16 protein-coding genes are annotated in these 21,388 nt (G+C 67.9%); 6 read left to right on the plus strand and 10 right to left on the minus strand.

What is annotated here, in order from left to right:
* Window positions 1-12: 12 nt before the first annotated feature.
* Window positions 13-1,131, minus strand: coding sequence for a cytochrome-c peroxidase (locus tag ABD050_RS01955; protein WP_343887448.1), 1,119 nt, complete (start codon window positions 1,129-1,131; stop codon window positions 13-15).
* Window positions 1,132-1,312: 181 nt separating this feature from the next.
* Window positions 1,313-2,749, minus strand: coding sequence for a GH1 family beta-glucosidase (locus ABD050_RS01960; RefSeq protein WP_343887449.1), 1,437 nt, complete (start codon window positions 2,747-2,749; stop codon window positions 1,313-1,315).
* A gap of 68 nt (window positions 2,750-2,817) precedes the next feature.
* Between ABD050_RS01960 and ABD050_RS01965 the strand changes: the two genes are divergently transcribed.
* The 3 genes from ABD050_RS01965 (at window position 2,818) to ABD050_RS01975 (ending at window position 5,977) form a co-directional block, all read left to right on the plus strand.
* Window positions 2,818-2,949 carry a hypothetical protein gene (locus ABD050_RS01965; protein WP_343887450.1) on the plus strand — a complete coding sequence of 44 codons (132 nt, stop codon included), beginning with the start codon at window positions 2,818-2,820 and terminating at the stop codon, window positions 2,947-2,949.
* Between the two features lie 135 nt (window positions 2,950-3,084).
* Window positions 3,085-4,056: a nucleoside hydrolase gene (locus ABD050_RS01970; protein ID WP_343887451.1), complete on the plus strand. Its 972-nt coding sequence runs from the start codon at window positions 3,085-3,087 to the stop codon at window positions 4,054-4,056.
* A 118-nt stretch (window positions 4,057-4,174) separates the two neighbouring features.
* A complete protein-coding gene (locus ABD050_RS01975) occupies window positions 4,175-5,977 on the plus strand; it encodes a DUF885 domain-containing protein (protein WP_343887452.1) in 1,803 nt (600 codons plus the stop codon).
* 16 nt (window positions 5,978-5,993) lie between these two features.
* Here ABD050_RS01975 and ABD050_RS01980 read toward each other — a convergent pair whose 3' ends face one another.
* The 7 genes from ABD050_RS01980 to ABD050_RS02010 form a co-directional block, all read right to left on the minus strand.
* Window positions 5,994-7,379 (minus strand): RNB domain-containing ribonuclease, encoded by a 1,386-nt coding sequence (locus ABD050_RS01980; protein ID WP_343887453.1) that lies wholly within the window; start codon window positions 7,377-7,379, stop codon window positions 5,994-5,996.
* Window positions 7,380-7,438: 59 nt separating this feature from the next.
* Window positions 7,439-9,433: an AAA family ATPase gene (locus tag ABD050_RS01985; RefSeq protein ID WP_343887454.1), complete on the minus strand. Its 1,995-nt coding sequence runs from the start codon at window positions 9,431-9,433 to the stop codon at window positions 7,439-7,441.
* A gap of 585 nt (window positions 9,434-10,018) precedes the next feature.
* Complete coding sequence (locus tag ABD050_RS01990) at window positions 10,019-10,573, minus strand: hypothetical protein (RefSeq protein ID WP_343887455.1); 555 nt, start codon at window positions 10,571-10,573, stop codon at window positions 10,019-10,021.
* Entirely contained in the window at window positions 10,570-13,971 is a 3,402-nt protein-coding gene (gene smc, locus ABD050_RS01995) for a chromosome segregation protein SMC (RefSeq protein WP_343887456.1), read from the minus strand. Before smc ends, ABD050_RS01990 begins: the two co-directional genes overlap by 4 nt.
* Window positions 13,972-13,995: 24 nt before the next feature.
* Window positions 13,996-14,745, minus strand: a complete 750-nt coding sequence (locus ABD050_RS02000) for a DsbA family protein (protein WP_343887457.1) — start codon at window positions 14,743-14,745, stop codon at window positions 13,996-13,998.
* A 30-nt stretch (window positions 14,746-14,775) separates the two neighbouring features.
* A complete protein-coding gene (locus ABD050_RS02005) occupies window positions 14,776-15,504 on the minus strand; it encodes a thioredoxin domain-containing protein (protein WP_343887458.1) in 729 nt (242 codons plus the stop codon).
* The gene (locus ABD050_RS02010; RefSeq protein WP_425542397.1) at window positions 15,504-16,055 is read right to left on the minus strand and encodes a DUF721 domain-containing protein; all 552 of its coding nucleotides are present in this window, start codon (window positions 16,053-16,055) and stop codon (window positions 15,504-15,506) included. The genes ABD050_RS02005 and ABD050_RS02010 overlap by 1 nt, the downstream gene beginning before the upstream one ends.
* 14 nt (window positions 16,056-16,069) lie before the next feature.
* Between ABD050_RS02010 and ABD050_RS02015 the strand changes: the two genes are divergently transcribed.
* From ABD050_RS02015 to nudC, 3 genes are read left to right on the plus strand one after another with little or no spacing between them, the layout of a single operon-like run.
* Entirely contained in the window at window positions 16,070-17,137 is a 1,068-nt protein-coding gene (locus tag ABD050_RS02015; protein WP_343887460.1) for an A/G-specific adenine glycosylase, read from the plus strand.
* Window positions 17,134-18,459 (plus strand): serine hydrolase domain-containing protein, encoded by a 1,326-nt coding sequence (locus ABD050_RS02020; RefSeq protein WP_343887461.1) that lies wholly within the window; start codon window positions 17,134-17,136, stop codon window positions 18,457-18,459. The genes ABD050_RS02015 and ABD050_RS02020 overlap by 4 nt, the downstream gene beginning before the upstream one ends.
* On the plus strand, window positions 18,456-19,322 hold the full coding sequence (gene nudC / locus ABD050_RS02025; protein ID WP_343887462.1) for an NAD(+) diphosphatase: 867 nt from the start codon (window positions 18,456-18,458) through the stop codon (window positions 19,320-19,322). The genes ABD050_RS02020 and nudC overlap by 4 nt, the downstream gene beginning before the upstream one ends.
* A 12-nt stretch (window positions 19,323-19,334) precedes the next feature.
* On the opposite strand, the gene ABD050_RS02030 is transcribed toward nudC, so the two are convergent.
* A complete protein-coding gene (locus ABD050_RS02030; RefSeq protein WP_343887463.1) occupies window positions 19,335-21,377 on the minus strand; it encodes a response regulator in 2,043 nt (680 codons plus the stop codon).
* Window positions 21,378-21,388 lie beyond the last annotated feature (11 nt).

Below are 21,388 nucleotides of genomic sequence, written 5' to 3' on the forward strand. Positions count from 1 at the left end.
GATCGACGGCGGCTATTTGTCGGGGGGCGGCGACCTGGCGTCGCTGGCTGGCAGCTGCGGCGCTTCGATCCTGGGCTGATCCCCGGTCTGCGCGTTCAGGAACGCGACGAGCTGATCAGTCTCGATCTTCGTCAAATCCTGCCCCAGTTGCACCTTCGCCATGACATCGACGACCTTCGCCAGATCCTGCTCCGATCCGGTATGGAAATAGGGCGCGGTCAGCGCGATGTTGCGCAGAGTGGGCACCTTGAAGAAATAGTCGTCGGCCGGCTTGCCGGTGACCACGCTACGCCCCTTGTCGGCGACAGGGCGATATTTGACGTCGGGCGCGGCGACCAGGCCGAACTTCGCGTACATCGATCCGCCGAGATTGACGCCGGCGTGACAGGCGGTGCACCCCTTGTCCATGAACAGGCTCAGACCCGCCTTCTGGTTGGCATCGAGCGCCGTGGTGTCGCCGCGCAAATAACGATCGAACGGCGCGTTCGGCGTGATGAGCGTCGCCTCGAACACCGCGATGGCCTTTTGCGCATTGGCCAGTGACACCGGGTTCGGATCACCCGGAAAGGCGAGAGCGAAGGCGTCATGATATCTGGGCAGCGCTGCAAGCTGTTCCGCGACATGCTGCTTCGGCGAGGCCATCTCCACCGGATTGACGAGCGGTCCGCCCGCCTGCTCCTCGAGATCCTTCGCCCGGCCATCCCAGAACTGCGCGAAATTGAAAACCGCGTTGAACACGGTGGGCGAGTTGCGCCCGCCGCGCTCGCCATGGAAACCTGCCGATGTCGGCGAATTGTCCGCGCCGCCGAGGCCGATATTGTGGCAGGAGGCGCAGCTGATGGAATGGGTGACCGACAGGCGGGGATCGAAATACAGCATCTTCCCGAGCGCGACCTTCGCCGCAGTGGCGGGGTTGCCGGGCAGTTCCGGCGCGTTGATCGGGATCGGCTTGAAGAGCGCGCGCGCCTGGGTCAGCAGCGGATCCGAAGACGGCTTCAGCGCTGGCTCGGCCGAGGTTGCCGCCTCGTTGGAGGTCACCGCCTTGTCCGGCGATCGGTTGCACGCGGCAACCAGCAGGCCGAGGCTCGTTGCCACCAGGAAAGAGCTGCGGCCGACACGAAAACGGGTCATGAGGCGACATCCTTTCGCAGGCCGTCCCGTGGTGATCGGCCAGCCCGAACAGGAAACCCTCGTGTCGTTATGCGCTTTGCGCGCGCTGCGCTTTACGTAAATGCCCTTAGAGTATCCGTGCGCCCCCTCTTCTTGCCGGCAACGGCAAACGCGTCGAGCGGCTCACCAGCAGTGGAGGGAGTCACACCAGGGCGTTGCGGGCGACGAGCTCCCGGTACCAGGCGGCGCTCAGCTTGGGCAGGCGCTGGCCGGTCTGGAAATCGACATAATGGATGCCGAAGCGCTTGGTATAGCCGTCAGCCCATTCGAAATTGTCCATCAGGCTCCACAGGAAATAGCCGTGAAGCGGATAGCCCTCGGCGACCGCGCGGTGGAGCTGGCCGATATAGTTGCGCAGGAACATCACGCGGTCGGCATCGTCGACCCGGCCGTTCACCAGCGGATCGTCGGCCGAGCAGCCATTTTCCGAGATGTACATCGACTTGGGCGACCAGAGCTCGCTGACGGTGCGCACCGCCCAATAGGCGACTTCGGGGCCGACATAGAGCCAGGGCGAGGCCATGCGCGGCGAGGAGGCGAGATGCGGGATCACCGCATAGCCCGGCGCTGACGCGTCGGCGCGGACATAGACCGGCGCGTAGACGTTGAGCGCGACGAAATCGAGCGGGCTGCCGATCGCGGCCATGTCGCCCGCCTCGACCTTCGGCGCGGCGGCGCCCTGCGCGGTGAGGTAGGAGTCGATATAGCGCCCCTCCATGATCGCGGTGAGGAACATCGCGTTCGCCTCACGCGTCGCCTTTTTCGCTGCCTCGATATGCTCGGGCGTCTCGATCACGGGGACGTGGAAGACGGTGTTCTCGGCAAGGCCGACCTGGGTGCCCTTGCGCGCGCTCGCCCGGATCGCCTGGACACCGAGACCGTGCGCGAGGACGCCGTGGTGGCGGACCTGGTTGACGTCCGCCTGGCCGAGCTTGAGGCCGGGCGCATGGCGGCCTTCCTGATGGCCGATATCGGTGAAGCAGCGGATCTCGTTGGTGGTCATGAAATGGCCGACCCGATCGGAGAGCTTGCCGGCCATGTAACCGGCATAATCGGCGAAGGCCTTCGCCGTGTCGCGCGATTGCCAGCCGCCGGGGAGCGCAGCGGGCAGATCCCAGTGGAACATCGTCACATAGGGATCGATGCCGGCCGCGAGCAGGTTGTCGATGACGCGGTTATAGTGATCGACGCCCTTCTGGTTGGGCTTGCCGCGGCCTTCGGGGAAAATGCGCGACCAGGCGATCGACATCCGGTACGCCTTGACGCCGAGCCCGGTCAGCAGCTTCGTGTCGTCGGCATAGCGATGATAGCTATCGCAGGCGACGTCCCCGGTGTCGCCATTGGCGACGCGGCCGGGGGTGTGGGAGAAGACATCCCAGTTGGTCGGCCCGCGGCCGTCTTCATTGGCGGCGCCCTCGATCTGATAGGAAGCGGTGGCGCAGCCCCAGCGGAAGCCTTTCGGGAAGCTCATGTCGAGCGGCGCGGCGAGCGCCGAGGCGGCGCCGGTGCCGGTTGCGGCGAGCGCTGCGGTGGCGGCGGCGAAGGTCTTGCCGATGTCGCGGCGCGTGTAGTTGGTCATTGAGCCTCTCCCCGGGGTGTATCTTTGGGAGGAAGGTATCAATGTCCTACGTTGTCGGAAACAGAAAAATGGTCGTAGCCACTTCGCCGCTGACCGGCTCCCCTCAGCCGCGCGGCGCTGCCCGGGCGACAGTCCCTTATTATCAGAACTCGCAGCGCTTGCGGCTGCACGAGGGCAATGCCGGGCTGAACGCGCGGTAGCGGGACGAGAACTGGTGCCATTCTCGTTGCAGTCAGCCGTCAATCGAGGGCTTGGATCTGTGATTCCGTCGAGGCTCGGGTAAAAAGGCAGGCCTCCCTTCCCCTTCGTTCAGCCACGGAATTGAGCAACCCGCCATGTCACAGCCGATCCCGGTGCTGATCGATACCGACGTCAATATCGACGACTGGATGGCGATCCTTTTCCTGATGCAGCATCCCGGCGTGACGGTAATCGGGATCAGCACCACCGGGTGCGGGGTCGCGCATCTCACGCCTGCGGGCCGCAATGTGCGCGACCTGCTGATGCTCACCGCAGCGCCCGACACGCCGGTGGCATCGGGGACGAGCGCACCGCTGATCTATTCCAACATCTTTCCCAATTCGATCCGTATCCCGGCAGATACCCTGTTCGGCCTCACCCTGCCGACCAACCCCGCGGCGCTCGATCCGCGACCGGCGGCGACATTCCTGTACGAGACGCTGCGGGACTCGCCGGAGCCTGTCACGATCCTGTCGATCGGTGGACTGACCAACCCGGGGACGCTGGTGCGCGACCATCCCGATATCCTGCCGAAGATCGCGCGGATCGTGGTGATGGGCGGGGCGATCGACGTGCCGGGCAATGTCCAGTCAGTCGATGGCGACTATCTCAACAGGGTCGCCGAGTGGAACATCTTCCTCGATGTGCTCGGCGCGAAGGCAGTGTTCGAGTGCGGCGTGCCGATCACCCTGGTGCCGCTCGACGCGAGCCAGTTCGTGCCGATGGACAAGGCCTTCTACAACCGCTTCGCCGCGGCGGCGACCAGCCCCGCGGCGCGCTTCGTCCATGACGCGCTGACCGCAGACCTGTCCTTCGTCACCAGCGGAGGCTTCTATTTCTGGGATCCGCTGGCGGCGGCGATCCTGGTCGATCCCTCGCTGGCGGTCTCGGCTTCCCCGCCCTCGCCCCGGTCGATGATCCTCTCGGTCGTACAGGAGCTGGACGAGGAGGATGACCGGTCGGGCCAGCTGGTGCCGGCTGCGTTCGGCCCATCGATCGAGGTGGCGATGTGGGCCGACAAGGACCGTTTCTATGACCAGTTCATCGATATCCTGAACCGGGTTTGAGACGGCGGCGCCGCGAACATCGGCCGCCGGCCACCATGGGTTCGTTCAATCGACACCCGGCGCGCGACATGCCATCAACGCGTTGATTCGACGCGCTTCGAGATGAGGACCCCGCCCCATGCACACCAATCGCCGCGACTTTCTCGCCGGCACGGCCGCCACCGCTGCCCTGATCGCAACGCCCATCCGGGCGGCCGAAGCGGCGCCGCTGTCACGGCTGTTCGACGACCTCGTCCAGGCGCAGCTCCACCGCAATCCGGAAGGGGCGACTCAATTGGGGCTCGATACGGGCGCCAATGCCGGTCTGCGCGCCAAGCTCAGCGACCAGTCGGCGGCGGCGATCGCGGCGAGCAAGGCGGAGACAAGAGCCGAACTGGCGAAACTCGAGGGAATCGATCGCCGGGCGCTGTCGGCGGCGGAGGCGATCGATCTCGATTGCGTGCTCTATACCAGGCGCTCGGCGGTCGCCGTCCAGGCGTTCGATTTCGGCGGCGCGTCCTATGGCCCGAGCCCCTATGTCGTGTCGCAGCTGTCAGGTGCCTATCAATCAGTGCCGGACTTTCTCGACACCAAGCACAAGATCGAGAGCAAGGGCGACGCCGACGCCTATCTCCAGCGGATCCAGGCGTTCGGGCGGCAGATCGACGATCAGACCGAGCGGATGCGCCATGATGCCGCCGCCGGAATCGTGCCGCCCGACTTCATCCTCGACCTGGCCATCGAGCAGATGGGCAAGACCGCCGTGCCGGCCGCTGACGCGCTGGTGGTGCAATCGATCACGCGACGCGCCGCGGCCAAGGGGCTGGGTGACGAATACGGGCGCCAGGCGGCGGCACTTTATACCGCGGGCGTGCTGCCGGCGCTCGAGCGCCAACTCGCCTATAGCCGTGCGTTGCGCGGCAAGGCCACTCATGACGCGGGCGTGTGGAAACTGCCGCAGGGCGCCGCCTTCTATCCCGTCGCGCTGAAGGCGACGACGACCGCGAGCATGAGCCCCGAGGAGGTGCATCGCTTCGGGCTCGACCAGGCCAAAGCGCTTTCGGCGCGGCTCGACCTTGAGCTCCGCAAACAGGGCTTCACCGGCGGGTCGGTCGGCGAGCGCATGGCAGCGCTCTACAAGAATCCCGACCAGCTTTATCCCAACACCGACGCGGGCAAGGTGCAGGCGATCGCCTATTGCAACGCGCGGCTCGACGCGATCCGGCACAAGCTGCCCGATGTGTTCGAGCGCGTGCCGCCCTACAGCTTCGAAGTGCGCCGGGTGCCGGCCCAGACCGAAGCCGGGGCGGCGGCTGCCTTCAGCCAGTCGCCCGCGATCGACGGCTCGCGGCCGGGCCTCGTCTATTTCAACCTGAAGGATTCGGGCGACTGGCCGCGATTCTGCCTCGCGACCACGGTCTATCATGAAGGGCTGCCCGGGCATCAGCTGGAAGGCGGGCTCGCCTTGTCGAACAAGGAGCTGCCGCTGATCCGCAAGATCAACGGCTTTTCCGGCTACGGGGAAGGCTGGGCGCTCTATGCCGAGCAGCTGGCGGACGAGATCGGCATGTATGACGACGATCCGCTCGGACGGCTCGGCTATCTCAAATTCATGCTGTTCCGCGCCAATCGCTGCGTCGTCGACACCGGCCTGCACCACTTCAGATGGACGCGCGAGCAGGCGATCCAGCGCTTCGTCGAGCAGGAGGGCGAGACGCCCGGCTTTGCCGCGCGCGAAGTCGAGCGCTACTCGGTCAATCCAGGCCAGGCCTGCAGCTACAAGCTGGGTCATTCGGTGTTCGCCGATATCCGGCAGCGCGCCAAGGCGAAGCAGGGATCGCGCTTCGACCTCAAGGCCTATCATAGCGCAGTGCTGCGCCATGGCCGGGTGCCGCTCGATGTGCTGCGCCAGATCGGCAATCAATGGGTCGCGCAGCTATGATGTCCGTGGCGGGCGTTCAACCCGCGCGCTGAAAGGACACCATCCGATGCGCCGGGTCGACCGCGCTCACCACGACCTGTAGCGCATCGCCCGGCTCGACCCCCTGCGCCGCGACGCGCGCAACCACGGGCAGATCTCGGAGCTGCATGCGGACGCCGCGATCATCGACGTCAGTGACGATTGCGGGGAAGCCGCGCCCGACGCAGTTCTGGAGCATCACCGCCTCGGCGAGATCGATCACGGCGCGATCGACCTGGCCGCCGAGCGTGTCGGCGCGGGCCATCACGCCGGGCAATTGGCTGAAGGCGGCGGTCACCACTTCAGGCACCGGCCGGCCATTGGCGATGGCGAGAGTCGCGCGGACGACATAGCGATCGGCGAGGCGGCGCAAGGGGGCGGTGGCATGGGCATAGGTCGCCGCCATCGCAGCGTGCCAGGGGACGACACCCTCACGGAACGGCACATAGGAGGCGCCCGCACCGGCGCGGCGGATCGCCAGCATGAAGGCTGCCTGTTTGGGATCGGCGGCGTCGAGGCCGAGCTGATATTGAGCGAGGGTTTCGTTGGCGGGCCAGATCAGCCCGAACGCCTTCGCGGTGTGGCGCAGGCGCTGGACAGCGTGCTCGTCGGGCGGGGCCATGACCCGGAACAGGCCGGTGTGATGGGCCTGAAGGGCGTCCGCGATGGCGAGGTTGGTGGCCAGCGACAGGGCCGCGTTGCGATCCTCCGAGGCGAGCCTCGGGCGGAAGGCGAGCGCATAGCCCCCGCCCTCGACCGCATCGACTTCCTGCTCGGGCGGATCGACGCGTGAGGCGCCGCGCCTATCCTCGGCCGCGGCGATGCGATCCGCCAGTTCGGCGAAACCGGGGGGCAGGTCGCTGTCTTTCACACTGTCATATGCGAGCTTGGCGGTGCTGCGGATGATCGCGCGCTCGGCGCCGTCGAGGCGGACCCCGCCATCGGGCGCGACGCGGACGGTGAAGATGATCGCCGGGCGCGGGCCGGCGGGAAGCAGGCTGGCGGCGCCCTCGGCGAGCACGGGCGGATAGAGGCCGGCGCGACCGTCAGGCAGATACAGGGTCGCGCCGCGACGCCAGGCTTCGCCATCGATCGCGCCGCCATCGTCAACGAACCAGGCGACATCGGCGATCGCATAATGGAGCAGCAGGTCAGCACCCTCGCGATCGATGGTGAAGGCCTGATCGAGATCGGTCGAACTGGCCGGATCGAGCGTGACGAAGGGCCAGGCGGTGCGATCCCTGTGTTCGGTCGGGGCCCGGCGGGCGGCAGCCTCGGCGGCGGCGAGGACATCCGCCGGAAAGCCGGCCGGGACCTGATATTCAGTGCGAATCTCGGCAAGGCCGCGGGAGAGGGCGTTGTTGGGGTCGATCAGGGCCTTCATGTGCGGGGCTGGTACAGGATCGGGTAGGGGTTTGGCGAGGTGTGGCGCCGCGCCCGATTTCAGAACCCGATCGTCGCCATCCCACCCGGCTTCACCGCCAGTTCAGCCTCGAGCCGCCCAAGCAGGGCCTCGGCGGAGAGCGGACCCGTCACCCTCACCTGCCGCGCGACGACCGCGAAATCACCCGGCGTCAGCGCGTTCAGCCTGGCAAGGCCAGCGGGCGCCGCACAGGCGAAGAAGCGCTCGAAAGCACGCGCCGCCGTCGCCGCCGAGAGCGGCTGCAGGGCAAGCTTGAAGGTGAAGCGGCGCAGCGCCGCCGGATCGAGCCTGCGCTGGTCGTTAGTGGCGGCGAACACCGGGAGCGGATGGCGATCGAGCCAGGTGAGCAGCTCGTTGACCTGAGTCACCTCCCAGCTCGCCCGAGCGGTCTGGCGGTCGAACAGCAGCGAATCCGCCTCGTCGAAAAACAGAACGCTGCCATCAGCGGCCGCATCGCGAAAGGCGGCGGCGATGTTCGCCTCGGTCTCGCCGACCCATGCCGACAGCAGGTCCGACGCGCGTCGCGTCGCGAGCGGGCGGCCGAGCCGTTCAGCCACTTCAGCGGCGAGCTGGGTCTTGCCGGTGCCGGGCGGGCCGGCGAGCAGGACGGAAAAGCCGGGCGGCGCGCCGGGACGGGTGAGGCGTTCGACCAGGCCGGCGACCGGCGGATCGCTCTCGAACAGGCTGAGGTCAATCCGGGCGGCGGCTTCGGCCGGGCGCACCGGCGCGCCGCGCAGGCCGCCGACCAGCGCGCGCGCGACGCGTGCGTCGTCCCCCGCCTCCGCGCCGGCGATCCGGGCGGCGCGCATCGCGGCACGCGCGACGCTCGGCGTTTCGGGCGCCTGGCGGGCGAGGCCGGCAAGCGCCTCGCCGACCGCGCAGCCCTCGATCGAGGCCATGCGGGCGAGCACCCGATCACGTTCGGCGCCGCGCGGGTGATCGAGCTTCAGGACGAAGCTCATCCGGCGCAGATAGGCCGAATCGACATTGTCGATCGCGTTGCTCGTCCAGATGATCGGCACGCTGTTGCTCTCGAGCATGCGGTTGACGAAGATCTTCGAGCCGGCCCGGTTGGCAAAGCGCTTGCTGCCCTCGACCTGGCGCGCATCGCCGATCAGATCCTCGAGCTCGTCGAACAGCAGCAGGGCGCGCTCGTCGCGCTGCAGCGCGCGCTGGGCACGAAGCAGGGCGGCGACGCGTTCGTGGCGGCGCGGCTCAGTGCCGTCGGCATCGCTTTCGCCGACCGCGAACAGGGCGGCGCCACCATGCGCGGCAAGCGCTCGGGCGAGCTCGGTCTTGCCGACGCCGGGCGGGCCGTGGAGCAGGATGTTGATGCCCGGCGCGCGCGTTTCCACCGCACCGGCGAGCAGCCGCGCGGCGAAATCGACATCGCCCTGCATCGCGGGGAAGTCGGCGAGGGTGAGGGTCGCCTGCTGGCGCTTGCCGGCGAGCGCCTCGATCAGCCGCTCGGGATCATGCCCGCCACGGGCGAGCAGCGTCTCGAACCACCAGCTGACATCGAACGCCACGCCGCCGCCCGACGCCATATCGATCTCGAACAGGCCGAGCTGCACCGGCAGGCTGGTGCGAACCATGGTGCCGGCATGGACCGCCTCGGCGCCGGCCAGCATGCCGGCGACCCGGGCCATATCCTCATGCGCCATCTCGAGCGCCCAGCCCAGCCGGGCGATGCGAGGGTGGAAGGAGAGCGCGAGCCCCGCTTCCAGCACGGCGCGATCCTGCGCGCCGAAGTTGAGCACGGTCGCGACATTCTCGACTGCTTCCGCAAGCTCGGCCGGGAGCGGATCTTCAGCCATATCGGCCGCGAGCGTGGCGAGCTTCGCCCAGCTGATCTTGCGTTCTTCCTTGTCCTTCGCGCAGCGCTTCAGCGCCGGCCAGAAGACCGAGCGATGTTCTTCAGCCCATTCAAGCAGCGCCCGGCCGGCGCGGCCTTCCTTCGTGAGTGTCGCGCGGAGCATGATTGCCAGCCGCCGCGACGTTACCGTCGTGCCCATTTTCTCATCCACCTGAGGCGCGGAGACGGACGCAACCATGGCGTCGGCTTCTCGCGCTTTGAATTCTAGGGATTGAACATGCCGGGTCCTCGACCCGGCCGGGGCGCGACTAGCGCTTCGGCGAGGTTCGGACGGCGGCGGGTTCAAGACCCAATTGATATGCCGTGGCGAACATGGTCAGCCTTCCTGCACCCCGGATTGGGGCGGTGGGGCACTAGGCGCGGGGGTTGGCGAAGTCAAGCGGGGGACTCCTGTGTGCCCCGGTCAGGCGGTGATGTCCCGCTGTTCCCCGCTGTTATTGACGATTTTATTTTTTGCCGCTGTTATGTTGGAATTTATCCGCGATTTATTTGCCTGTTATCAATCGCTTGCAGGAGATCCCGCTGTTATCGAATAACAGCGGGAGAACAGCGACGGAACAGCGGGGAGAACAGCAAGCGGAACAGCGGGAACAGCGGCGGAACAGCGAGGCGGATCGCTACGCCGTCAAAGATAGTCGGTCATGTCAAAGAGCAGGGCGGAGGCAGCCTCCACCCGTTCGGACAGTCCCATAATCTTTGCCAAGGTTGAATTGGCCCGATCGCCTCAATCGCCGATGCGCGCCAGGCGCGTGGCCCTCTCGAAGCCGGGATGGGCGCCGGCCCAGGCGATGAGCGCTCGCTCGAGCGCAGCGCGATCGTGGAAGACACAGCTCGGGCTGCCGCCTTCGCCCTCGATCGTCCCGCCCGCCGCGCGGACCAGCGGCTCATTGCCCTGGCAGGTGATCGCCGGATCGAGGACCAGCGCGCCGTTGCTGTCGTCGAGCAGGCCGTAAACGACATCGTCCGCGGTTTCGCCGATCTGCGATTCGACGATCCAGAGGTGCCGGCCCGGTATCGCCAGCGGCGCCAGCACGACATGAGTCGGCTTGCCGTCCCGATAGTCGTCGGGCGGCGCGACCAGCAGCGCGCCGTCTGCGGCGCGGCCGACGCGGAGGCGATCAGGGGCGCTGTCGTCGCCATGGGTTTCGGCCTTGTAGAGGCCGGGCGACAAGGGCCCCGGCGCGGCGGGATCGGGCTGGTAGAAGGCCGGGCCTTCCCACCAGCAACCGGAGAGAAGGAGCGCGAAGAAAAACCCTGCCAGGCCCCCCGCGCGCCTCACTCGGCCGCCAGCAGGGTTTCGGCACCGCCGAGATCGACCGAGACCAGCCGGCTCACGCCCTGTTCGATCATCGTCACGCCGAACAGGCGGTGCATGCGGCTCATCGTCACTGCATTATGGGTGACGATCAGATAGCGGGTCGCTGTTTCCCGGGTCATCGCGTCGAGCAGATCGCAGAAGCGCTCGATATTGGCGTCGTCGAGCGGCGCATCGACTTCGTCGAGCACGCAGATCGGCGCCGGGTTGGTGAGGAACAGGCCGAAGATCAATGCAACCGCGGTCAGCGCCTGCTCGCCGCCCGACAGCAGGGTGAGCGATTGCAGCTTCTTACCCGGGGGCTGGGCCATGATCTCGAGCCCCGCTTCGAGCGGATCGTCCGAATCGATCAGCTCGAGATGGGCCTGGCCGCCATTGAACAGGGTGGTGAACAGGCGGCGGAAATGGCCATCGACTGCCTCGAACGCAGCGAGCAGGCGCTGCCTGCCCTCGCGATTGAGCGTGCCGATTGAGCCGCGCAGCCGGTTGACCGCAAGGCCGAGCTCCTCGCGCTCGGCAAGGTTGCCGATGCTCGCCGCTTCGAGCTCGGCAAGCTCGGTCTCGGCGACGAGATTGACCGGGCCGATCCGCTCGCGGTCGAGCAGCAATTTGTCGTGCGCAGTCGATTCGTCCTGCGGCGCGCCGACGATCTCCGCGGCGAACCCGACGCGCTCGGGCAGCAGGACCGAGGGGCATTGGAAGCGCTCGCCCGACAGGCGGTTCATTTCGATTCGCCGCGTCTCCTGATTTTCCGCGCGCGCCGCGGCACCCGCGCGGGATTCGCGGGCTTCGGCGAGCGTCTCGCTCGCTGACCGGGCGGTCGCTTCAGTGGCGCGCAGCGCTGCCTCAGCCTCGCGTTCGGCGGCGATCATGGTCTCGGCTTCGGCGCGGGCAGTCCCGTGCGCCGTTTCGAGCGCGGCGATTTCGGTGGCGAGCAGCGCCGGCTTTTCAGCAAGCCCCGCTGCCTCGCGCGCCAGATCGGCATCGCGCCGGTCCATCTCGGCGATCCGTCGCGCTGCCTCCCCCGCCCGGTTCTTCCAGCCCTTGCTCTCCGCGACCCCAGCCGCGAGGCGCTCGCGATCCTGGCCGATCGAACGCTCGAGCGTAGCGCGGTCGGCACGGGCGGTCGCGACGGTCGCGCGCTTCGCCTCCGCCTCGGCTGACAGCACCGCGACCCGCTCGCGCGTCGCGCTGCCGTCGGGAAGCGCTGCCCTTGCCTCAGCGGCACGCGCCACGTCGCCCTGCGCCTCCTCATGCTCGGCAGTGATACGGCCGCGGCGCGTTTCGAGATCGGCGCGCTGCGATTCGATCCGTTCGATCGCGACCGCGGCGCGATCCTCGGCGCGGCCCGCATCGCGGGCATTGGTTTCGGCCCCTTCCAGCACACGGCGGGAATCAGTCGCGGCGCGGCGCGCCTCGGCGATCGTCGCGTCGATTCGGGCAAGCTCGCCATCGGCTGCCTCGACCGCGCGCACCGCCGCCGGACGCGCCTTTTCGATCGCGCGCAGGCGGTTCATCCGTTCGAGCCGGGCTGCCGCCTCGGCACCGCCCGACCTGGCGACATAGCCGTCCCAGCGCCGGAGCAGCCCCGCCATCGTCACCAGCCGTTGCCCGACCGCAAGCGCCTGCCCGCCATCGGTATCAGCGACGAAGACCTGGGCCAGCCGCCGCGCGAGCGCCGCCGGGGCGCCGACATGCGTTGCCAGCGCCACGGTGCCGGCGGGTCCTGCGGGATCGCCGGGCGCGGGTGCGGCGCCGGCCCAGAAGCGTTCCGCTGTCGAATCAAGTCCGGCCTCGAGATCGTCGCCCAGTGCCGCGGCCAGCGCGCGCTCATAGCCGGGATCGGCGCTGAGCTGATCGAGCAGCCGGTCCTTGCCCTCGCGGCGGGTGGCCTTGGTCAACGCCGCGGCTTCGCTGTCGAGCGCGCTCAGTTCGGCATGAGCGCTTGCCCGGGCCGACTGGGCGCGATCGCGCGATCCGATCGCCTCGCGCTCGCTCGCATCGGCACGGGCGAGCGCTGTCCGGGCCGATTCGGCATGGCGCAGCGCCTGCGCGCGCGCCTCGGCGGCACGGGTCCGCTCGGCAAGCAGCGGCGCCGGATCGCCGAGCGCCTTCGCCTCCGCAGCGATTCGGGCGAGATCCCGCTCGCTCCGTTCAGCCCGCGTTCGTGCGGCCGCCAGGGCGGCGTCGGCAACCCGCGCATCGGCCGCCTCGCTCGCTTGCGCCGCCAGCGCCTGGGCAAGCGCCACCTCGGCATCACGCGCGGCGCGTTCCGCCTCGGCAAGCGCTGTTTCGAGCTGGGGCGATCGTTGGCCTGCTGCGGCGATCTGCGTCTCGAGCGCGGCGACCTCGTCGGCAAGCCGCGCGATCGCCTCGGCCGCATCGCTGGCGAGCGACCCCTCGCGAATCCGGTCCTCGGCAAGCCGCGCGCGGCTGTCGGCGAGCTCGGCGAGGCGGCGCTCGGTCGCAGCATGTTCAGTGCGAAGCGCGGCGAGCCGGTGCCCCGCCTCGCTTGCCCGGTCGCGCGCCGCCTGCGCCTCGGCACGCACGCCGGCGAGCGTCTCGGTCGCCTCGGCCTGATAGGCCGCCGCCGCGCGCTGCGCCTCGGCCGCCTCCACAACCCGGTTCTCGGCCTCAGCCGCTTCCACCTTGGCCGCATCGGCCGCCGCCGCGGCGTCGCGCCAGCGGGCGAAGATCATCCGCGCTTCCGCCACCCTGATCTGGTCCGAAAGGGTGCGATAGCGCTCGGCCTGGCGGGCCTGGCGCTTCAGTGCGGCGGCACGCGTGTCCTGGTCGGCGATCACCTCGTCGAGCCGGGTGAGATTGGCCTCGGTCGCGCGTAGTTTCTGTTCGGCGTCCTTGCGGCGAACATGCAGCCCGGCGATTCCCGCCGCTTCCTCGAGCATCGCGCGGCGTTCGGCCGGCTTGGCGGCGATCACCGCGCCGATCCTGCCCTGGCTGACCAGTGCCGGCGAATGCGCGCCGGTCGCGGCATCCGCGAACAGCAACGCGACATCCTTGGCGCGCACGTCGCGCCCGTCGATCCGATAGGCGGAGCCGGCACCGCGTTCGATGCGGCGGACCACCTCGGTCTCCTCGCCGGTGATCTCGGCGAGGATCGAGACCTCAGCGAAGTCGCGTGCCGGGCGGGTCGAGGTGCCGGCGAAGATCACATCGTCCATGCCGGCGCCGCGCAGAGACTTGGCCGAACTCTCGCCCATCGTCCAGCGCAGCGCCTCGAGCAGGTTCGACTTGCCGCAACCATTGGGGCCGACGATCCCGGTCAGCCCGGGCTCGATCCGCATGTCCGCCGCATCGACGAAGCTCTTGAAGCCCGAAAGCCTGAGCCGTTTGATCTGCACCGGTCGGCCCCCTTTCCGCTCCGGTTACAGGGCGCCGGCAGCCTTGAGCACCGGCTGCAGCGCTGCCCAGTCGGCGACATCAGTCACGACCTTGCCGTTGAGGATGAAGGTCGGCGTGCCCGAGACATTATATTTCTGGTTCGCCGCCTCGGTCTGCTTGGCGATCGCATCGAGCGCCTTGGCGTCGCTCAGACAGGCCTGCACCTTCGCTTCAGGCACGCCGCGCTGCTTCACGAAATCGGTATAGCCGTAGAAATTGGCGAGATAGACCGCGACCTGGCCCGGCGAAGCGGTCTGGAGCCGCGCATTGTCAGCATCCGGGATCTTTGCCTGCCGTCCGATCAGCGTGGCCTGCGCCGCCATCATCTGTTCGAGCATCGGAAAGAACTGCGCCGGCTCGACGCACTGGCCAAGCAGGATCGGGCCCATATCGACTGCCCCGTGAACCGGGAAATCGCGGAATTCATAGCTCATCTTGCCGGCGGCAATCGGCCCGGTCTTGAGCGTCGGCACGCCCTCCGCATCGAACGCGGCGCAATGCGGGCAGCTGCGCGAGCCATATTCGATCAGCTTCACCGGCGCATCGGGATTGCCCATGCGGTAGCCGCCTTCGGGCGTCCTGCTGACGACATCGACCCAGTTCTGCCCGGCCGGCGCCTTGGCGCCTGCGACCGGCGCGGCAGCCGGCGCACTGGTATTGCCGGTTGAGTCCCCCTTGCCGCACGCGGCGAGCAACAGGGTGGGCAGGACGACGCAGGCAATGCGGAAATTCATGTCAGGCTACTCCAGGCAGGGATTCGGGAATCATTTGGCGCCGGCCGCGGTGAGGACAGGCTCGAGCGCTTTCCAGTCGAACACATCCTTTGCCACCTTGCCATTGACGATGAAGGTCGGCGTGCCCGGAATGGCGTAGCGCGCATTCGCCGCATCGGCGCTCTTGGCAATCGCTTCAATCGCCTTGACGTCGCCGAGGCATGCGCGCGCCTTTGCCGGGGTGAGGCCGTGCCTGGCCGCGAAATCGGTATAGCCATAATAATTGGCGAGCCAGGTGATGAGCGACGCCGGCTTCATGGCGCGGAGCTTTTCCTGCTCGGCCGCGGGGATGTCGTCCTTCTTCATCAATTGACTTTGCGCGGCCATCATCTGGTTGAGCATCGGGAAGAACTGAGCGGTCGTGACGCACTGGCCGAGCAGGATGGGACCCATATCGAGCACACCGTGCACCGGAAAATCGCGGAATTCATAGCTGAGCTGGCCGGTCGCGATATATTTGCTCTTGATGACGGGGAGGCCTTCCGCATCGAACAGCGCGCAATGGGGGCAGGTGCGCGAACCATATTCGATCAGGGAAATCGCCGCCCTGGGATTCCCCATGCGGACGCCGCCTTCCGGCGTGCGCAGGAGCGTGGCGACCCAGTTGGGGTGAGCCGCCATTGCGGGATGCGCCCTGGCGGGCGCGTGTCTCGTGGGTGCCGAACCGGCCGGCATTGCAATCGCGCCTGCAAGCGCTGTCGCCATCAGCAATTTTCGCATCATTCCTCCACCTGGCCAATCGTCGGCGCGCCGCGCGTCGCCGCGACACTTGCGGCCAGCGCCTCGAGCACTGCCTTCAGCTCCGGGTCAGCGATCGTCCGCAAGCTGGCGCCGAGCTCGACCGGAACCGGGCGGAGCGACGGCGGCGCAGCTTTCACCCGCGGCGCCGGCACGTCGCCCTGGCGGATCATGACCCGGGCAATGGCGCCATAGCCGAAGAAGCGGTTCACCCGTTCGACGATCTCCGGCGCAATATGCTGCATCATCGTCGCGTGCGCGCCGCGCACCACCAGGTTGAGCGTGCCGTCGATGCGCTGGCCTTGCGGGAATTTGATCGATTCGGGCGCCGAGACGCCGGCATAGCGCGCGCCGACGATTTCCGGCCAGCGGCTGACGATCGCGCTCTGCACGAAGCCGAATTTGCGGAAAGCGGCGCGCCCGACATCAGGCAGCAGCTCGGAGACCGCGCGCGCGCGTCCGCCGCGCGGCTTCTCTGCCTTGCCTTCCGAAGGGGGAGCGGGGGCGCCGCGCTTGCTCATTCCGCCATCCATGCCATAGCGACCGCGTGCCCGCCAAGCTCCCATCGGACATCGCCGCTCGCCAGGTCGCGGGGAACCTTCTCGCCTGGTATGACGCGCACGCCCGTGACCTGCCGTGGCGGAGCCCGCCGGGAACGAACGCACCCGACCCCTATCGCGTGTGGCTCTCCGAAATCATGCTGCAGCAAACCACGGTCGCCACCGTCCGTCCGCGATTCGAGGAATTCGTCGCGCGCTGGCCCGATATCGAATCGCTCGCGAAAGCCGATGACGCGACGCTGATGACCGCCTGGGCCGGGCTCGGCTATTATGCGCGCGCGCGCAACCTGATCGCCTGCGCGCGCGCCGTCATCAGCGAGCATGGTGGCGCCTTTCCCGCGACTGAGGAAGGCCTGCGCGGGCTGCCCGGCGTCGGCGCCTATACGGCCGCCGCGATCGCCGCGATTGCGTTCGGCGCGCGCGCCGTGGTCGTCGACGCCAATGTCGCCAGAGTCGTCGCGCGGCTTTTCGCCATTGCCGAGCCCTTGCCGGCAGCGATGCCCGACATCCGCGCGGCGACCGATTCGATCACCCCCGATGCCCGCGCCGGCGATTTTGCGCAGGCGATGATGGACCTCGGCTCGTCGATCTGCACGCCGCGCAGCCCGCATTGCCTGTCATGCCCGCTATCCGCTCACTGCCGTGCCTATGGCGAGGGCGATCCGGAGCGCTTGCCGGTCAAGCGCCCGAAAGCCGGCAAGCCGCAGCGTTACGGAACGATCTTCTGGGTAGAGCGCGACGGACAGGTGCTTCTTGTCCGGCGCCCACCCAAGGGGTTGCTCGGCGGCATGCGCGCCTTGCCGACCGGACCCTGGGCCGATTCGCCGCCCGGCCTCGCGGACCCGCCCCTTGCCGGCGCCTGGCGCATGGTCGGCGGCACCGTCGACCATGTCTTCACCCATTTCCGGCTCGAACTCGCGCTTGCGGTCGCGTCGGCGGACAGGCATTCGGGCAACGGGATTGGCGACGAGTGGTGGCCGATAGCCGATATCGAATCGGCGGGGCTGCCCACCGTCTTCGCCAAGGCGGCACGCGCGATCAGGAGAGCGGGATGATCATCAGGCGGTTCATGACGGCGGGGGCGCTGGCAGCGCTCGTCGCAGGCGCAGCATTGGCCGGGCAATCGACGCCCGAGCCACAGGCTCCGGTGACCGCCAGCCAAAGGCAGCTTCAAGCAACGCAGGCGCTGTTCGATTCCTATGTCGGCAGCGACAAGATGCCCGGAATCGTCGGCGCCTTCGGCCATGGCGACGATCCGACCATATTCGTGAGCGCGGGCAAGATCGCCGACGGACCGACCGCCGCTGCCGCGGGGCCCGACAGCCTGTGGCGGGTCTATTCGATGACCAAGCCGATCACCGCGACGGCGGCGATGATCCTGATCGAAGACGGCAAGATCAAGCTCGACGAGCCGGTCAGCGATTTCATCCCGGCGTTCAGGACGATGCGGGTCCAGCTCAACCCGAAGACGCTCGATACCCGCCCGGCGGCCCGGCCGATCACGATCCGCAACCTGCTGACGCACACCGCCGGGCTCGGCTACAACATCATCACCACCGGGCCGTTGCTCGAGCAATATAACAAGCTCGGCATCAATCCCGCCGAGGTCAATGTGCAGATGGAGGCCAAGGCCCGGCTGGTGCGTCCGGCAAGCCTCGAGGCGTTCGCGAACAAGGTCGCCGAGCTGCCGCTGATCGCCGATCCGGGGACGAAGTGGAGCTACTCGATCGGCCTGGACGTGATGGGCCGGGTGATCGAGGTCGCCTCCGGCATGCGGTTCGACGCGTTCGTCCAGAAGCGCATCTTCGATCCGCTCGGGATGACGTCGAGCTACTGGACGGTGCCCGAGAGGGAGACCGGGCGCTTCGCCACCAACTATCTGTTCGTCGGCGACGGGCGGATTCCGATCGACCCCGCAGCGACCTCGGTCTGGCTGTCGCCGCCGAGCTTTCCCTATGGCGGCGCCGGGCTGGTGATGTCGGCGCGGGACTATGACCGTTTCCTGCACGCGCTCCAGAACCACGGCACGCTCGACGGCGTACGGATCCTGAAGCCGGAAACCGCCGCGCTGATGATGTCGAACCTGCTGCCGGCGGGCACCGATACGAGCCTGCTCAACAAGATGGGCAATCTCGGCGCGCTCGGCTTCGGGGCGGGCGGCTCGGTTACGCTGGCCGACCTGCCGGGCGGCGCCGCAAAAGGCACTTATGGCTGGGGCGGCGCAGCCGGCACGGCTGCCTGGGTCAACCCGGCAACGCATCGGCGCGGCACGATCATGGTCAATTATTTCCCCGGCGAGAAATGGCCGTTGCGCCCCCAGATCCTCGCTGCCCTCGCGACCGATCTCAGCACCGGCCCGGCGACCGTGAGCCGATGATCAGCCCGGGTTTCACCGGAGGCACGCTCGATCGTGCCGACCGGCTCCGTCACGATAGCGAGGCCTTCGCCGCGGCGCTGGGCGACTGGCGTGCGCGCCTGCTCAAGCTCGAGAATTTCGAGCCGGAGCTCGACAGCGAGGGGAGGCTCGCCTGGACGACGATCGCCGACGCGCCCGAAGGATCCGAGCTGCTCCTGCTCGGCCTGGACGGCGACAGGCCCTGCTTCGCGGCGCTGACGCCCGGCATGCTGCCGCCCGCGGGGCGGCCGATGCGAATGTTCGCGATGCTCGAGCAGTTCGCGCCCGGCGAGGCAGCGACCTATGCCGCCGCGCGCAGCCTCCTCGACTGGCACACACGGCACCGTTTCTGCGCCAATTGCGGCACGGCGACCAACATCTTCCGCGCCGGCTGGGCGCGATCATGCCCCAATTGCCACGCGGAGCATTTCCCGCGCGTCGACCCGGTCGTGATCATGATCGCCGAGCATGACGGCCGCGCCTTGCTCGGCCGCCAGCATGGCTGGCCGCAAGGGCGCTATTCGGCGCTCGCCGGCTTTCTCGAGCCGGGCGAATCGATCGAGGAAGCGGTCGCGCGCGAGATCATGGAGGAAGCGGGGGTGCGCGTTTCCGATGTCCGCTACATCGCCAGCCAGCCCTGGCCCTTCCCCTCGTCGCTGATGATCGCCTGTGTGGGCATGGCGGAGGACGAGAGGATCACGCTCGATACCCATGAGCTCGAGGATGCGATCTGGGTTTCGCGGGAGGTGGTGCGCGCGGTACTGGCAGGCGAGCCGGGGCCGTTCCTGCCGCCCCCGCCCTATGCGATCGCCTTTACCCTGCTGACCGAATGGGCGAACGGCTGACCTTCGCGCCGCTCAATGAACGAAGCGCGGCTCCATCGCCTTGTGGATCGCGTCCCTCAACTGCGCCGGGGTGAAGGGCTTGCTCACCGCGATCACATCTTCTTCAGTCAGGTCGATCGCGCTGCTGTCGGCATAGCCGGTGATGATGATCGAGGGCAGGCCGGGCCGGATCTGCCGCGCGCGGCGGATCACCTCGACGCCGGAGACATGCGGCATGGCATAGTCGCTGATGATGAGATCGGCGCGGTCGGGATCCGCCTCCAGGATCTGCAGGATCGTCGCGCCGTCGGCCGCCGCGACCGGATGGTGGCCGAGATCCTCGAGCAGCGCCATCGTGGTGTCCCGAACCCCATCATGATCATCGACCAGCAGGATGTTGAAACTGGCCTCGGGCGTCGTCGATTCAGCGAACGCCATCGCGCGGGGCCGGCAGGTCGCATCGGGTGATCGCGGCAGCCATAATTCGACCCGCGTGCCGGCGCCCTCGTTGCTCTCGATCCGCATCGCGCCGCCGGACTGGTTCGCGAAACCATAGACCATGCTCAGCCCGAGACCCGTCCCCTTGCCGATATCCTTGGTCGTGAAGAACGGCTCCATCACCCGCTCGATGATGTCCGGCGCGATGCCGCACCCGCTGTCCACCACGGCCAGAACGACATAGGTGCCAGGCGCCAGGCCGAGATCGTCCTGCTGTCGCACCTCGGCATTGCGCACCGAGATGGCGATCGTGCCCCCATCGGGCATCGCGTCGCGGGCGTTGATCGCGAGGTTCATCAGCGCGAGCTCGAGTTGCGCTTCATCGGCATAGGGGTGGCCGGCATCGGGCGCCACGTCCCAGCGCATCTCGACCATGCCGCCCAGCGTGTGCGACAACAGGCCGTTCACGGTGGTCTCGAGCGCGCCGAGATCGATCGCGGCCGGCTCGAGCTTCTGCTTGCGGGCGAAAGCGAGCAGGCGCGAAACCAGCTCGGTGCCCTGGCTGGCCGCATGCTGAGTCATGGCGAGGATCTTGCGATGCTCCTCGGCCAGCGGAATGCGGCGCTCGATCATGCCGAGGCCGCCGATCACCGCTGCAAGCAGATTGTTGAAATCATGGGCAATGCCGCCAGTGAGCTTGCCGATCGCATCCATCTTGCGGACATGGAGCAACTGGGATTCGAGATCCTTGCGATCAGTCACGTCGAGCAGGGTGCCGGCATATTCGAGCGGCCCGCCCTCAGCATCGCGGAGCAGGACTGCCTGATCGAGAAAGTGGCGGTAACGCCCGTCAGCGCATTGCCAGCGATATTCGATGGCGAGCGCGCCGCTGCTGGCGCGCCTGGCGAGCGCCTCCTGGACCGGGTCGCGGTCTTCGGGATGGAGCCTTTCGAGCCACAAGGTCGGGTTTGCCTGCACCGCCTCGAAGGCGAAACCGGTGAGCGCGGTGAAATTGCCGCTGACGAATTTCGGGACCCGCGGCGCGGCATCGATGGCTTCGAGATACAGGATGATCGGGAGCGAGCCGATGATCGCTGCCTGGCGCTGGTCGGCAAGGCGCAGCGCGCGCTCGGCCTTCAGCCGCTCGGCTTTGGCGCGCAGGTTGGCATCCAGCAGCTCCTGCTCGGCCCGGGCCTTGCGCTGGATCTCGCGCGTCATCTGGAACAGGTCAACGAACACAGCGACCTTTGAACGCAGGACGATCGGCTCCACGGGCTTGAAGACATAATCGACCGCGCCCATCGAATAGCCGCGGATCAGATGCTCCGTCTCCTTGTTGACGGCCGAGAGAAAGATGATCGGAATCCGCTTGGTCTGCTCGCGCCCGCGGATCAGCCCGGCGGTTTCATAGCCGTCCATGCCGGGCATGTAGACATCGAGCAGGATGACCGCGAAATCGCCGCGCAGCAATTCGCGCAGCGCCTCCTCGCCCGATTTGGCGACGACGACGTCGCCGACGTCCTCGAGCACTGTCCGGATGGCGAGCAGGTTATGCTCGTCATCGTCGACGACCAGGATGCGCGCGCGGCCGGCGGCCGGCACGAGCTTCAGGCCGGGCGGTGAAACGGGGGACTTCATCGGCGACACCG

It is taken from the genome of Sphingomonas oligophenolica (assembly GCF_039522915.1).
GTDB lineage: Bacteria > Pseudomonadota > Alphaproteobacteria > Sphingomonadales > Sphingomonadaceae > Sphingomonas > Sphingomonas oligophenolica.

Excerpts from the sequence above, each read along its gene's own strand:
- ABD050_RS01970 (WP_343887451.1), top strand. The coding sequence starts at position 3,085 with ATGTCACAGCCGATCCCGGTGCTGATCGATACCGACGTCAATATCGAC.
- ABD050_RS01965 (WP_343887450.1), top strand. The coding sequence starts at position 2,818 with ATGGTCGTAGCCACTTCGCCGCTGACCGGCTCCCCTCAGCCGCGCGGC.
- ABD050_RS01985 (WP_343887454.1), bottom strand. The coding sequence starts at position 9,433 with ATGGGCACGACGGTAACGTCGCGGCGGCTGGCAATCATGCTCCGCGCG.
- nudC (WP_343887462.1), top strand. The coding sequence starts at position 18,456 with ATGATCAGCCCGGGTTTCACCGGAGGCACGCTCGATCGTGCCGACCGG.
- ABD050_RS02010 (WP_425542397.1), bottom strand. The coding sequence starts at position 16,055 with ATGGATGGCGGAATGAGCAAGCGCGGCGCCCCCGCTCCCCCTTCGGAA.
- ABD050_RS02005 (WP_343887458.1), bottom strand. The coding sequence starts at position 15,504 with ATGCGAAAATTGCTGATGGCGACAGCGCTTGCAGGCGCGATTGCAATG.
- ABD050_RS01960 (WP_343887449.1), bottom strand. The coding sequence starts at position 2,749 with ATGACCAACTACACGCGCCGCGACATCGGCAAGACCTTCGCCGCCGCC.
- ABD050_RS02030 (WP_343887463.1), bottom strand. The coding sequence starts at position 21,377 with ATGAAGTCCCCCGTTTCACCGCCCGGCCTGAAGCTCGTGCCGGCCGCC.
- ABD050_RS02000 (WP_343887457.1), bottom strand. The coding sequence starts at position 14,745 with ATGAATTTCCGCATTGCCTGCGTCGTCCTGCCCACCCTGTTGCTCGCC.
- ABD050_RS01980 (WP_343887453.1), bottom strand. The coding sequence starts at position 7,379 with ATGAAGGCCCTGATCGACCCCAACAACGCCCTCTCCCGCGGCCTTGCC.
- ABD050_RS01955 (WP_343887448.1), bottom strand. The coding sequence starts at position 1,131 with ATGACCCGTTTTCGTGTCGGCCGCAGCTCTTTCCTGGTGGCAACGAGC.
- ABD050_RS01975 (WP_343887452.1), top strand. The coding sequence starts at position 4,175 with ATGCACACCAATCGCCGCGACTTTCTCGCCGGCACGGCCGCCACCGCT.
- ABD050_RS02020 (WP_343887461.1), top strand. The coding sequence starts at position 17,134 with ATGATCATCAGGCGGTTCATGACGGCGGGGGCGCTGGCAGCGCTCGTC.